Here is a 12,771-nt window from a genome sequence, read left to right as displayed (position 1 = left end):
GGTGTGCGCGGCAGCCCGCACCGTGGACGGCCACCTGAGGCGGAACGTTCATGTCCCGGTCGCCGAGGCGTCACCCCTCGCATGATCGGCGGCTTCATGTGCCACGTCCGCCGCCGCCGTCCCCACCCCTGTCGCCCCGGTCCCCGTCGTCCCTCCGTGCGAGCGCCGCGACCCGGTGCCCCGCCGCGCCCGTGGCCCACGCCGCGAGCGCCCCGGCGGCCCCCGCCGCCGCGCCCCACCCCGCGCCCAGCGCGGCCGCGAGCGGAGCGTTTCCGTACAGCTCGAGCCCCGCCCCGAAGGCGTCGAAGCCGAGCACGGACAGGCTCGCCCCCGCCGAGACCCGGGTCAGCCACACCAGCAGCGGCAGCGCGAGCGCGGTCACCACACCCAGTCGCAGCGCACACCACCCCGCGAAGGCGAACGGCCGGGAGTCCCCCACGGGCGTACGGGCGGCGGTGAGCACCCCGGCGGCGAGCATCAGCAGCACGCTCGCGACCACCAGCAGCCAGACCCGGCCGTCGAGCTCGGCCAGCCGCCCCACCGTGAGCGGCTCCCCGCCCGGCCCGGCGAGCAGATCGTCCACGGGATAGGGCAGCACCTGTCTCAGGGCGCCGCTCGCCTTGCCGTACCAGGGGATGAACAGCCCGAGCGGTACGCCGATCCACACCCCGTTTGGCGCGCCGAGCAGCGCCGATCCGAGCACCAGCCCCGGATGGTCGTCCCCGACCGCCGCGTAGATCCCGGCCACCAGACCCGCGCCGACCGCGAGCACCAGCACCCCGCACAGCGCGGACACCGCCGGCCGGACGGTGCGGTGCAGCGCCTGCCCGCCGGGCGGCAGCGGGGCACGGCGCGCGGCCAGCAGCGCGATCAGCAGGACGGCGACGACCCACACCGCGCCGCCCAGCACCGAGCGGCCGGCCGCCACGGTGAAGCCGACGGACGCCTTGGCGTCGACGAGCTCGGCCAGCCGGTCCGGCAGCAGCCCGGCGCCGATGTCCGCGATATCGCCCAGTTGCTCGGGGAGCCGGCTCAGCAGATCGTGCTCGGTGCGCTGTCTGCCGAGGCCGGGCAGGGCGAGGGTGGCGCCGTCGATCGTGACCGTATCGTTGCCCACCCAGGTCAGCCCGGCGAGCAGCAGCAGGAAGAGGACGGCCACGAGGCCCGCGCGCACGGCGAGTTCGGCCGGGCCGATCACCGCCCCGGCGGCCCGTAACGACCGTGAGAACAGCCACCCCAGCAGCAGCGCGCCGACCAGGCTCACCCCGAGTGGCGCGATATCGATGGCGGCATGGGCCTGGGCGCCCTCCAGCCCGAAGACGCCCACATCGCCGGACGGGGTGACGGAACCGCCGACCGCCAGCACCGTCGCCGCGGCGGTCATCGGCCCGAGCGCGCCCGCACGGTCGGCGCCGATCAGATGCAGACCGAGCGCGGCGATCCCCACCATGGCCAGAAACGCCCAGCTCACGCTTGCGATCGCGGCGAGCAGCGCGGGCCCCCAGGACACTCGCCCGCCACCGCTCGCGCTCATATCGCCGACTCCCGATCGTCGCGAGTTGCCCGGATTAACAATGATCCGCACTATCCGTCAGTGCTTACCACTTTCCGAGGGCCTTTCGGATGAGTCAATGACGCCCGAGTTGTGCTCTTGTCAAAGCCCGACTTCCGGTGAAGGGACTGAGCCTGAAATAGTTCCTCAGGATGTTCGCCATCCCTAGACTCCCTCTGTCAGGGGGGTAACTCGGGGGACAACTAGTGGGGCATGGAGTGCCGGAACTCGTACTGGAATTGAACGGACAGACCTGGACACTTGATCCATCCAGGTCGTACAGCCTGGGGCGCGACCCGCAGGGCGACATGGTGCTGGACGACGCCAGGGTCTCCTGGCGGCATGCCACGGTGCGCTGGGGTGGGCGCAGTTGGGTCATCGAGGATCAGGGCTCCACCAACGGCACCTATGTGCAGGGCCGGAGAATCCAACAGGTGGAAATCGGCCCTGGTTCGGCCGTCCATCTCGGCAATGCCGCCGACGGCCCTCGGCTCAGCGTCTCCGGCGGCGGCGCCTCGATGGGCGCCGCGGGCGCGTACGGCCAGCAGGCGGCGATGGGCATGCCCCAGCAGGCGCAGCAGCCCCACCAGGCTCAGCAGGCCCAGCAGCCCCCCGCCCAGCAGCCGCAGCAGCAGCCCGGCCCCGGCTGGCCCCAGCAGGGTGCGCCCCAGCAGGGTGCGCCCCAGCAGGGTGCGCCGCAGCCCCAAGGCTGGCCGCAGCCCCAGCAGCAGCCCCAGGCCCCGCACCAGCAGCAGCCGTTCATCCCGCAGCAGCAGGCGCCGCATCAGCAGCCGCAGCACCAGCAGGCCCCCCAGCCGCCGCAGCAGCAGCCCCAGGCCCCGCAGAACAACCTCGGGCAGAACGGCCCCGGCACCGGCTCCTCCGGTCCGGCCGGCGGCGCGCCCGCCCAGGGCGACCGCAGCCCGACCACCTTCCATCAGCTCGCCGCCGGCCGGGTGATGCGCATCGGTCGTGCGCTGGAGAACGAGCTGGTCGTCTCCGATCTCCAGGTCTCGCGCCACCACGCCGAATTCCGGGCGCTGCCCGACGGCCGTTTCGAGATACGTGACCTCGGCAGCCACAACGGCACCTATGTCAACGGCCAGCCGGTCCGGCAGCAGATCATCGGCCCCACCGACATCGTCGGCGTCGGTCACTCCACCTTCCGGCTGGTCGGCGACCGCCTCGAGGAGTTCGTCGACACCGGTGAGGTCTCCTTCTCCGCCCGCCATCTGACGGTGACGGTCGACGGCGGCAAGCAGATCCTCAAGGACGTCTCCTTCGGCGTCCCGGAGAAGTCCCTCGTCGCGGTCATCGGCCCGTCCGGCTCCGGTAAGTCCACGCTGCTCAAGGCGCTCACCGGCTATCGCCCGGCCAACCAGGGCGATGTCCTCTACGACAACCGGAACCTCTACAAGCAGTTCGCCGAGCTGCGCCAGCGCATCGGTCTGGTGCCCCAGGACGACATCCTGCACAAGGAGCTGACCGTCCAGAAGGCCCTGCGCTACGCCGCCAAGCTCCGCTTCCCCGGTGACACCGCCGAGGCCGAGCGCGAGGCCCGGATCGACGAGGTGCTGCGCGAGCTCAAGCTGGACATCCACCGGGAGAAGAAGGTCACCGCCCTCTCCGGCGGTCAGCGCAAGCGGGTCTCCGTCGCGCTGGAGCTGCTCACCAAGCCGTCGCTGATCTTCCTGGACGAGCCGACCTCCGGTCTCGACCCGGGCATGGACCGCGATGTCATGCAGTTGCTGCGCGGGCTCGCCGACGACGGCCGCACCGTGCTGGTGGTCACCCACTCGGTCGCCGAGCTGGCGCTGTGCGACAAGCTCCTGGTGATGGCGCCGGGCGGCTCGGTGGCCTACTTCGGCCCGCCGGACGAGGCGCTCAACTTCTTCGGCTACGACAGTTGGGCGGATGTCTTCTCGTCGTTCGAGAACTACCGCGACTACGACTGGGCGGGCCGCTGGCGCGGTTCGCAGCACTACCAGATGTACGCGGCGGACCTCGACTCCGTCGCCCCGCAGTCCGTCCATGTGCAGGCCCCGCCGACCCGGATGCAGAAGCCGCAGAGCTGGGGATCGCAGCTCTGGACGCTGATCCGCCGCTATCTGTCGGTGATCGGCTCCGACAAGGGCTTCATGGGGCTGATGGTGATCCTGCCCGCCGTGCTGGGCTCGGTGAGCGTCGTCATCCCGGCGAAGTTCGGCCTTCAGCTTGCCCCGAAGGGCAGTTTCAACCAGGCCGCCGGGACGGTGCTGCTGATTCTCGTGGTCGGCATGTGCTTCACCGGCGCGGCCAATTCCGTACGAGAATTGATCAAGGAACGGGTCATCTACGAACGGGAACGGGCGGTCGGCCTGTCCCGCTCCGCGTATCTGATGTCCAAGGTGATCGTGCTCGGCGTGATCACCGCCTGCCAGGGCGTCATCATCTCCGGTATCGGTCTCTCGACGCGCAAGCTGCCCCCGGAGGGCCTGCTGATGCCGCCGGCCGCCGAGCTCTGCCTGGCCGTCATCGCGATCGGCTTCACCTCGATGATGGTCGGCCTGGTCATCTCGTCCCTGGTGAAGACGGCCGAGAAGACCATGCCGCTGCTGGTCATGTTCGCGATCGTCCAGGTCGTCTTCACCGGCGTCCTGTTCAAGATCTACGGATCGCTCGGTGTGGAGCAGTTCGCCTGGCTGATGCCGTCCCGCTGGGCGGTCGGCGCGGCCGGTGCCACGCTGGACCTGGGCCCGGGTGTCGGCCACATGATGGCGCCGTGGGACAGCAAGAAGCCCCTGGACACCGACCCGCTGTGGGAGCACACCACGACCCAGTGGGGCATCGACATGATCGTGCTGATCATCCTGGGCATCGCATGCGGCTTCGTGGTCGCGCGGCTGCTGCGCCGCCATGAGCCGGAGGTCATGCGCAAGTAGCCGCGGCCCCGGAGGTCATGCGCAAGCGGCCGCCATCGACGTTCGCACAAGGGCGACGGCACCCCTCGCACACCGGGGGTGCCGTCGCCCTTCGGCGTCGGAACGCCGGGTTCTGGACGGGCCGTTCAGGCTCAGTACGGGTCAGTACGGGCCGTTCACGTTGTCCATCGAGCCGTACCGGTCGGCCGCGTAGTTGCAGGCGGCGGTGATGTTCGCGACCGGGTCGTAGGGGTCCCAGGCGGTGCCCTCGACGTGGTACGCCTTGAAGGTCGGGGCTATCACCTGGAGCAGGCCCTTGGAGGGCACGCCGTTCCGGGCGTTGATGTCCCACAGGTTGATGGCGCGCGGGTTGCCGCCGGACTCCCGGATGATGTTGCGGTGGATGCCGTAGTAGGAGCCGGGGATGCCCTTCTTCTTCATGATGTCGAGGGACTCCCGGATCCAGCCGTCGAGGTTGTCCGGGTAGGTCTTCTGCGTGGCGGCGACCGTCTCGATGCGCGCGGCGGAGCGGCTCGCGGCCTGCTTGACGGCGCGCTCCTTGGCGGCCTTGGCCTCGGCGGCCTTCTTCGCGGCGGCCTCTTCCGCCGCCTTCTTCTTCGCGGCCTCCGCCGCGGCCTTCTTCTCGGCGGCCTCTTGCTTGGCCTGCTTGTCGGCGAGCGCGGACTGCTTGACCAGGGCCTCGTGGTGGGCCTGGGCGTCGGCCTTCTGGGACGTGAGGGCGACGGGCTTCTTCGGCAGGTCCTGAGCCGTCGTCTTGGCGTCGGCGTTGCCACCGGGGACGACTGCGAAGGCTATGGCGGCCGCACCGGCGGCAGCGATTCCGGCGGCGGAGTACTTGTGCGTCTTGTTGAGACGGGCGTAGCCGGGGATGTTGGGCAGGGGCATGGCGGAGTAGACCTCTTCCAATCGCTTGAGTCGCAGGCCATATCGGCGCGCAGAGCGCCGTTCCTGGATCTACGGCGCCGTGCGACTGGGGGAAATTCTTAGCTGCCGCAAAAAGTTGTCGCAAAGGCGTGACATACGATGCTGCTTAGTGGATAAGTAGGCCGCTCATGCCCATGCGAACGGCCGTCATCCCCGCTCAGTCGCCTATGAAACGTCCACTAAGCACGTTCGTAAGTGATTTAGGTCGTGTGTCCGGGCTCACATCGCGGAGCTTCTCATATTGCGCGCTGTGCCCACGCAAATGCTCAGGGTGTTTGTTTTTTCCACCCCTGCAACAGCCCCTTTGGGGGTCCTGTGTGCGCCGTTCGACCTAGGGCTCAGGTCTTATCAGGTGGCCGCCGACCGGCCGATATGCCCATCGGATGGCGGGTCGGTACGGTAATGGCCATGACGAAAGGACGGGGCGGTGGACCCGGAGCCGGACTGAGCCGGGTGAGCGGTGCGCTGCTCGCCATGAGCCGACATCTGGAAGTCCGTGATGTCCTAAAGACCATCGTTGTGTCCGCCCGTGAGCTGCTCGATGCGGAGTATGCCGCTCTGGGGGTCTCCGATGATCACGGAGGTTTCGCCCAGTTCGTAGTAGATGGGGTGAGCGACGAGCAGTGGAAGGCCATCGGGCCGCTGCCCCGGCAGCACGGCATTCTCGCCGCCATGCTCAAGGACGCCACCCCGCAGCGACTCGCCGATGTGCGGCGAGATGTCCGTTTTGAGGGATGGCCATCAGCTCATCCGGAAATGTCGGATTTTCTGGGTCTTCCCATTGCCGACGGCGATGAAGTTCTCGGCGCGGTATTCCTCGCCAACAAACGATGCCCCAAGCCCGAGGGCGGCTGCGGTTTCACCGCCGAGGACGAGGAACTGCTGGCCATCCTGGCCCAGCACGCCGCCATCGCCCTCACCAACGCCCGGCTCTACGAGCGCAGCCGCGAGCTCACCATCGCCGGGGAGCGGGCCAGGCTCGCCCATGAGCTGCACGACGCCGTCTCCCAGAAGCTCTTCTCGCTGCGGCTGACCGCCCAGGCGGCCACGGCCCTGGTGGACCGCGACCCCGGCCGCGCCAAGGACGAGCTCCAGCAGATCGCCCTCCTCGCCGCCGAGGCCACCGACGAGCTGCGCTCCGCCGTCGTGGAGCTGCGCCCCGCCGCCCTCGACGAGGACGGCCTCGTGGCCACCCTGAGGACACAGGTGCAGGTGCTCGACCGGGCCCACTCCGCCCAGGTCACCTTCGCCTGCCACGGCGTGCGGGCGCTGCCCGCCGCCCAGGAGGGGGCGGTGCTGCGGGTGGCCCAGGAGGCCCTGCACAACGCGCTGCGCCACGCCGACGCGCGGCAGGTCGACGTCACCCTCACCCGGCACGGCCAGGGCGCCCGGCTCCGCGTCACCGACGACGGCAGGGGATTCGACCCCTCGGCCGTCCGGCGCGCCGGACGCCACCTCGGGCTGGTGTCGATGCGGGACCGGGCCGGCGGCGTCGGCGGCGCTCTGGCCGTGGAGTCGGCGCCCGGCAAGGGCACCGTGATCGAGATGGAGGTGCCCGGTGGCTGACCCCGGACGGATACGGGTGCTGCTCGTCGACGACCACCAGGTGGTGCGGCGCGGTCTGCGGACCTTTCTCCAGGTCCAGGACGACATCGAGGTGGTCGGTGAGGCGTCGGACGGTGAGGAGGGCGTCGCCCGCGCCGAGGAACTGCGCCCCGACGTCGTCCTCATGGATGTGAAGATGCCCGGCCTCGACGGCATCGAGGCGCTGCGCACCCTGCGCGGCCTCGACAACCCCGCCCGGGTGTTGATCGTGACCAGCTTCACCGAGAAGCGCACCGTGGTCCCCGCGCTGCGCGCGGGCGCCGCGGGCTATGTCTACAAGGACGTGGACCCCGAGGCGCTCGCCCGCGCCATCCGGTCCGTCCACTCCGGGCATGTGCTGCTCCAGCCCGAGGTGGCCCTCGCGCTGCTCTCCCAGGAGGAGGGTGGCGGCCAGGGGCGCGGGGGCTCGCTCACCGAGCGGGAACGCGAGGTGCTCGCGCTGATCGCGGACGGCCGGTCCAACCGGGAGATCGCCCGTGCGCTGGTGCTGTCCGAAAAGACCGTTAAGACCCACGTGTCCAACATTCTTATGAAATTGGACCTCGCCGACCGCACCCAGGCCGCGCTTTGGGCCGTACGGCATGGGATTGGGGCATGAACAGCGTTTCTCCGTGAAATCACACCAACGGGTGGCCATCACTCGAACAGCGCAACTCGCCATCAGCCGGGCCGTTTTCCACGGCGTACCGCGGCGTTCCGCCGTGGTGCCGCGCTGATGAATGAAGGGTCTTGCCAAGTGAAGAACATCAAGAGGATCGCTGCCATCACGATCACGGCCGGCGGACTCGCCGTCGCCGGTGCCGGTGTCGCCACCGCCCAGGGCCCCTGGGCCGACGGTGGGGCCACGATGTCCCCGGGTGTCGTCTCCGGCAACAACATTCAGGCGCCCGTCCACGTGCCCGTGAACTTCTGCGGCAACACCGTCTCGGTGATCGGGTCCATGAACCCGGCGCTCGGTACGCCCTGCGGCGGCTGACCGCCCGGCGGATATATGACGCACCACCGACCGGCCCCGGAGGCACCCGCCTCCGGGGCCGGTCCCATGACACCCCCGGGAAGCCGGAGACCGCCAGGGAAGTCCGGAGACCCCCGGGGATGGTCAGAGCCCCCGGAGAAGGCCGCAGGCCCTCGGGAAAGCTCAGAGGCCGCCCCGCTCCCGCTCCTCCACATACGCGTTGTACGCCGCCACCTGGGCCCGCCGTGAGGTGCGCTCCACCGGCCGCAGCGCCTCGGCCCGCGCTGTGATCTCCGACGCACTCACCGCACCGCCGTGCTCCCGGCCGTCCCCGCCCGCCAGATACGCGATGTCCACCAGCGCACCCACCCGCTGGGCCAGCTCCAGCACCCGGATGGCCCGCGGCGGATAGCCCGGGGCCAGCACCTCGCGCCCCCGCTCGGCCCGCGCCCGATACGCCTCCAGGGCCGCCTCGGCCACCGGGCCCGATCCGGCCACATTCAGCCGCGAGAGCACCTCCGTGGCCTCCCGCAGCGCCTCGGCCAGCTCCCGCTCGGCCTCGCTCAGCGACGGCACATCGGCCGGCGGCGCCTCCCGCACGCTCTGGCACCGCCACACCACCTCGATGTGCTGATCGCCCTCGGGCCCGGCCGCCGACACCTCGGGCACCAGGCCGAGCGCCGCGCCCGTCGCGATCACCGCCTCACCCGCGTCGAGCGCCTGGGCGTTGAACTCCGGCGGGCCGCTCAGCCCCAGGGGATGCCCCGCTATGGGCAGCGCCACCCGCAGCCCCTTGGCCCCGAGCGCCCGCAGCTTCCCCAGCGCCAGCGTGAGTCCCACCGGCCCGGACTCCCCCGGAAGCCCGGCCACCCGGTGCGACGCGTCCTCGTCCGCGATGCGATGCGCCGCCTCATCGGGGGAGACAAGTCCGGCGATAAGGGCATTTCCCCAAGCCGCGAGGCGCCCTGAACGTGGTTCATCGAGCATGGCACCAGCCTAAGGACTGGCACCGACAACGTGTGGCGTAGGTTTTCCTCAGGGGGCTGCGCCCACAGGCGCACGCACGACTCGAGACTGCAATGGGAGACAACGCGCTCATGAGCGAGGTTCTGGAGCTGCTGGACGTATCGGTGGTCCGCGATGGGCGGGCTCTGGTGGACGAGGTCTCCTGGTCGATCAAAGAAGGCGAGCGCTGGGTCATCCTCGGCCCCAACGGAGCCGGTAAGACCACCCTCCTCAACCTCGCCTCGAGCTACCTCTTCCCGAGCGCCGGGAACGCCCGGATCCTCGGCGAGCAACTCGGCCGCGTCGACGTCTTCGAACTGCGCCCGCGCATCGGCATGGCGGGCATCGCCATGGCCGAGAAGCTGCCGCGCAGCCAGACCGTCCTTCAGACCGTCCTCACCGCCGCGTACGGCATGACGGCCCACTGGCAGGAGGACTACGACGCGGTCGACGAGACCCGCGCCCGCGCCTTCCTCGACCGCCTCGGCATGACCGACTACCTCGGCCGGAAGTTCGGCACCCTCTCCGAGGGCGAGCGCAAGCGCACGCTCATCGCCCGCGCCATGATGACCGACCCCGAGCTGCTGCTCCTCGACGAGCCCGCGGCCGGACTCGACCTCGGCGGCCGCGAGGACCTCGTCCGCCGCCTCGGACGACTCGCCCGCGACCCGCTCGCCCCGTCGATGATCATGGTGACACATCACGTCGAGGAAATCCCCCCCGGCTTCACCCATGTTCTGATGATCCGCCAGGGCAAGGTGCTCACCGCCGGCCCGGTCGAGACCGAACTGACCTCCCGTAACCTCTCCCGCTGCTTCGGCCTGCCGCTGGTCGTCGACCGCAACGGCCACCGCTGGACCGCTCAGGGCCTGCCGCTGGCCTGATGTCCGCCCCCTGCGCCTGCCGTGCCACCGGCAGATGATCCGCGCACTGTCCCCGGAGACCGGCGACAACTACCATGACCATGTGGATCCATGGGTGTGGTGGCTGATCGCCGCCGTAGGACTGGGTATCCCGCTCGTACTGACCGCGATGCCCGAATTCGGGATGGTCGCCGTCGGTGCCGTGGCCGGTGCCATCACCGACGCGCTCGGCGGCGGCATCGTGCTCCAGGTCGTCGTCTTCTGCGCCGTCTCGGTCGCGCTGGTCGCGGTCGTACGCCCGATGGCGGTCCGCAGCCGCCGTCAGCAACCCGAGCTGCGCAGCGGCATCGAGGCGCTGAAGGGACGTCAGGCCGTCGTCCTCGCACGCGTCGACGACAGCGGCGGCGGCCGCATCAAACTCGCGGGCGAAGTATGGTCCGCGCGCTCACTCGACCCCGGCCAGGCTTACGAACCCGGGCAGCAGGTCGACGTGGTGGAGATCGACGGTGCGACGGCCGTCGTCATGTAGACGCCGTACCGGGAGTGTCCTACCAAGAGTTGAGGGCGCCCCGGTTGAGCTGCGGAGTCGACCATGGATCTGACAGACTCCACCCTCGGGAACCGCCAGACCTGATCATCCCGACCATCCGAATCGCCGCATGAAGGGCACGGGGAGCCGCTGTGGAACCGATCATCATCGTCCTGATCATCCTCGTGGTGCTGGTCTTCATCGCACTGATCAAGACGATCCAGGTCATCCCACAGGCCAGTGCCGCCATCGTGGAGCGCTTCGGGCGCTACACCCGAACCCTCAACGCGGGCCTCAACATCGTCGTCCCGTTCATCGACTCGATCCGCAACCGGGTCGACCTCCGTGAACAGGTCGTGCCCTTCCCCCCGCAGCCGGTGATCACCCAGGACAACCTGGTCGTGAACATCGACACCGTCATCTACTACCAGGTGACCGACGCCCGCGCCGCCACCTACGAAGTCGCCAGCTACATCCAGGCGATCGAGCAGCTCACCGTCACCACGCTGCGGAACATCATCGGTGGCATGGACCTCGAGCGCACCCTGACCTCCCGCGAGGAGATCAACGCGGCGCTGCGCGGCGTCCTCGACGAGGCCACCGGCAAGTGGGGCATCCGCGTCAACCGCGTCGAGCTCAAGGCCATCGAGCCGCCCACCTCCATCCAGGACTCGATGGAGAAGCAGATGCGCGCCGACCGTGACAAGCGCGCCGCGATCCTCCAGGCCGAAGGTGTCCGGCAGTCCGAGATCCTGCGCGCCGAGGGTGAGAAGCAGTCCGCGATCCTGCGGGCCGAGGGTGAGTCCAAGGCCGCCGCGCTGCGCGCCGAGGGTGAGGCCCAGGCGATCCGTACGGTCTTCGAGTCCATCCACGCCGGAGACCCGGACCAGAAGCTGCTCTCCTACCAGTACCTCCAGATGCTGCCGAAGATCGCCGAGGGCGACGCCAACAAGCTCTGGATCGTGCCCAGCGAAATCGGCGACGCCCTCAAGGGCCTCGGCGGGGCCATGGGCAACTTCGGCCCGCTGACCGGCGGTGGAAACGGCGGCGGCACCCCCGCCGCCACCGGTAAGGAGCCCGCCCCGCGCCGCGAACAGCCCACGATCGACTGACGGACGGCGGCGGGACGGGCCCTCCGGCGCTGGGGCGGCCCGCCCGCGCCCCCGGCCGGGCCCCTGCGGGACGAACCCGGGGCTAGGCAGGAAGCGCCAGCCACTCCGGCAGAGCGTCCCGCTCCGCCGCCCCCAGGGCCAGCAGCAGCGCATCCGAAGGCGTCGGCTCGAACGGCGCCTTGAGCAGCCGCATCCCCGCCTGCTCCGGAGTCCGGTCCGCCTTACGGTGGTTGTCCTCCGCACAGGAGGCCACCGTATTCAGCCAGGTGTCCCCGCCCCCGCGCGACCGCGGCACCACATGGTCCACGGTCGTCGCCCGGCGGCCGCAGTACCCGCACCGGTGCTGGTCCCGGACCAGCACTCCGCGCCGCGACCACGGGGCACGTCTTCGGAACGGCACCCGTACGTACCGGCAGAGCCGGATCACCCGTGGCAGCGGCAGATCGATATCCGCGGCCCGCACCCGCAGCCCCGGGTGGGCGTGTTCGACGACGGCCTTGTCCTGGAGGACCAGCACCACGGCGCGCCGCAGCGTCACCGTCGCCAGCGGCTCGAAGCTCGCGTTCAGAACCAGCGTCTCGCGCATCACGACCACCCCCGCGTCCCGGTATCCCGGCCCCGCGCCTGGAATGGGCGGGACCGGGATCAACTCTGGCCGGGAGGCTGCCCGAGAACAACGCAATTTCGCCGCGTCAGCCCGCGGCCGGCACCTCGTACTCGCCGATCAACTGGGCACGCCCCAGCGTGTGGAACCGCAGATTGAAGCCGACCACCGCGGGCGAGGCGTCCGCGTCCGGGCCCAGCTTCTCCGCGTCCACCGCGTAGACGGTGAACACATAGCGGTGCGGACCGTCCCCGGGCGGCGGCGCGGCCCCGCCGAAGTCACGGGTCCCGTAGTCGTTGCGCGCCTGTACGGCCCCCTCGGGCAGGCCCGTGAAAGCGCCGCTACCCGCACCCACCGGAAGCTCGGTGACCGTGGCCGGGATGTCGAACAACACCCAGTGCCAGAAACCGCTGCCGGTCGGCGCGTCCGGGTCGAAGCAGGTGACGGCGAAGCTCTTCGTACCCTCCGGGAATCCCTCCCAGCGCAACTGCGGAGAGGTGTTCCCCTCCGCCTGCACCTGGGCGGACTTGAGCGTGCCGCCCGATTGCACATCGTCGCTCAGCACCGTGAACGACGGCACCGGCGGATGGAAGTCATGGGGGAGCGGCGGCCGGTTCTGCTCGGACACGTCGAGAACCTCCTGAGGTTGCGGTGGATCATCTCCGCGGCCAGCCTAACGAGACCGCCAGACGGCGGGCTGG

12 protein-coding genes are annotated in these 12,771 nt (G+C 70.1%); 7 read left to right on the top strand and 5 right to left on the bottom strand.

Annotation, left to right across the window (positions count from 1 at the left end; all coding sequences use genetic code 11):
- Window positions 1-94: 94 nt before the first annotated feature.
- On the bottom strand, window positions 95-1,534 hold the full coding sequence (locus tag ACK1X7_RS13020; protein WP_413115115.1) for a streptophobe family protein: 1,440 nt from the start codon (window positions 1,532-1,534) through the stop codon (window positions 95-97).
- A 224-nt stretch (window positions 1,535-1,758) separates the two neighbouring features.
- Between ACK1X7_RS13020 and ACK1X7_RS13015 the strand changes: the two genes are divergently transcribed.
- The gene (locus ACK1X7_RS13015) at window positions 1,759-4,473 is read left to right on the top strand and encodes an FHA domain-containing protein (protein WP_413115114.1); all 2,715 of its coding nucleotides are present in this window, start codon (window positions 1,759-1,761) and stop codon (window positions 4,471-4,473) included.
- Window positions 4,474-4,614: 141 nt separating this feature from the next.
- Here ACK1X7_RS13015 and ACK1X7_RS13010 read toward each other — a convergent pair whose 3' ends face one another.
- Window positions 4,615-5,358 (bottom strand): transglycosylase SLT domain-containing protein, encoded by a 744-nt coding sequence (locus ACK1X7_RS13010; protein ID WP_385154381.1) that lies wholly within the window; start codon window positions 5,356-5,358, stop codon window positions 4,615-4,617.
- 441 nt (window positions 5,359-5,799) lie between these two features.
- Here ACK1X7_RS13010 and ACK1X7_RS13005 point away from each other — a divergent pair, with 441 nt between their 5' ends.
- The 3 genes from ACK1X7_RS13005 to ACK1X7_RS12995 all read left to right on the top strand — a co-directional run bounded on the left by ACK1X7_RS13005 (window position 5,800) and on the right by ACK1X7_RS12995 (window position 7,978).
- On the top strand, window positions 5,800-6,963 hold the full coding sequence (locus ACK1X7_RS13005) for a GAF domain-containing sensor histidine kinase (protein WP_385154384.1): 1,164 nt from the start codon (window positions 5,800-5,802) through the stop codon (window positions 6,961-6,963).
- A complete protein-coding gene (locus ACK1X7_RS13000; RefSeq protein ID WP_208522928.1) occupies window positions 6,956-7,600 on the top strand; it encodes a response regulator in 645 nt (214 codons plus the stop codon). The genes ACK1X7_RS13005 and ACK1X7_RS13000 overlap by 8 nt, the downstream gene beginning before the upstream one ends.
- Window positions 7,601-7,738: 138 nt before the next feature.
- Complete coding sequence (locus tag ACK1X7_RS12995) at window positions 7,739-7,978, top strand: chaplin (protein ID WP_385154387.1); 240 nt, start codon at window positions 7,739-7,741, stop codon at window positions 7,976-7,978.
- 162 nt (window positions 7,979-8,140) lie between these two features.
- Here ACK1X7_RS12995 and ACK1X7_RS12990 read toward each other — a convergent pair whose 3' ends face one another.
- A complete protein-coding gene (locus ACK1X7_RS12990) occupies window positions 8,141-8,944 on the bottom strand; it encodes a hypothetical protein (RefSeq protein ID WP_361510065.1) in 804 nt (267 codons plus the stop codon).
- A gap of 110 nt (window positions 8,945-9,054) precedes the next feature.
- On the opposite strand from ACK1X7_RS12990, the gene ACK1X7_RS12985 reads away from it, so the two are divergent.
- The 3 genes from ACK1X7_RS12985 (at window position 9,055) to ACK1X7_RS12975 (ending at window position 11,466) form a co-directional block, all read left to right on the top strand.
- A complete protein-coding gene (locus ACK1X7_RS12985; RefSeq protein WP_385154390.1) occupies window positions 9,055-9,846 on the top strand; it encodes an ABC transporter ATP-binding protein in 792 nt (263 codons plus the stop codon).
- Between the two features lie 34 nt (window positions 9,847-9,880).
- Window positions 9,881-10,354 (top strand): NfeD family protein, encoded by a 474-nt coding sequence (locus tag ACK1X7_RS12980; protein ID WP_236670344.1) that lies wholly within the window; start codon window positions 9,881-9,883, stop codon window positions 10,352-10,354.
- Window positions 10,355-10,506: 152 nt separating this feature from the next.
- A complete protein-coding gene (locus ACK1X7_RS12975) occupies window positions 10,507-11,466 on the top strand; it encodes an SPFH domain-containing protein (RefSeq protein ID WP_059147117.1) in 960 nt (319 codons plus the stop codon).
- 82 nt (window positions 11,467-11,548) lie between these two features.
- On the opposite strand, the gene ACK1X7_RS12970 is transcribed toward ACK1X7_RS12975, so the two are convergent.
- Both ACK1X7_RS12970 and ACK1X7_RS12965 read right to left on the bottom strand, forming a co-directional pair.
- Complete coding sequence (locus ACK1X7_RS12970) at window positions 11,549-12,052, bottom strand: HNH endonuclease (RefSeq protein WP_059147123.1); 504 nt, start codon at window positions 12,050-12,052, stop codon at window positions 11,549-11,551.
- A 106-nt stretch (window positions 12,053-12,158) separates the two neighbouring features.
- Window positions 12,159-12,698, bottom strand: coding sequence for a YbhB/YbcL family Raf kinase inhibitor-like protein (locus tag ACK1X7_RS12965; RefSeq protein ID WP_385158168.1), 540 nt, complete (start codon window positions 12,696-12,698; stop codon window positions 12,159-12,161).
- Between the last annotated feature and the right edge of the window lie 73 nt (window positions 12,699-12,771).

The organism is Streptomyces sp. CY-1 (assembly GCF_047218265.1).
Classification (GTDB): Bacteria; Actinomycetota; Actinomycetes; order Streptomycetales; family Streptomycetaceae; genus Streptomyces; species Streptomyces niphimycinicus.
The sequence above is the reverse complement of the archived record's forward strand: the minus strand, read 5'-3'. Positions and strand labels throughout refer to the sequence as shown.

Coding starts and splice junctions, on each gene's coding strand:
- ACK1X7_RS13020 (WP_413115115.1), bottom strand. CDS start 1,534: ATGAGCGCGAGCGGTGGCGGGCGAGTGTCCTGGGGGCCCGCGCTGCTC.
- ACK1X7_RS13010 (WP_385154381.1), bottom strand. CDS start 5,358: ATGCCCCTGCCCAACATCCCCGGCTACGCCCGTCTCAACAAGACGCAC.
- ACK1X7_RS13005 (WP_385154384.1), top strand. CDS start 5,800: ATGGCCATGACGAAAGGACGGGGCGGTGGACCCGGAGCCGGACTGAGC.
- ACK1X7_RS12990 (WP_361510065.1), bottom strand. CDS start 8,944: ATGCTCGATGAACCACGTTCAGGGCGCCTCGCGGCTTGGGGAAATGCC.
- ACK1X7_RS12985 (WP_385154390.1), top strand. CDS start 9,055: ATGAGCGAGGTTCTGGAGCTGCTGGACGTATCGGTGGTCCGCGATGGG.
- ACK1X7_RS12980 (WP_236670344.1), top strand. CDS start 9,881: ATGATCCGCGCACTGTCCCCGGAGACCGGCGACAACTACCATGACCAT.
- ACK1X7_RS12970 (WP_059147123.1), bottom strand. CDS start 12,052: ATGCGCGAGACGCTGGTTCTGAACGCGAGCTTCGAGCCGCTGGCGACG.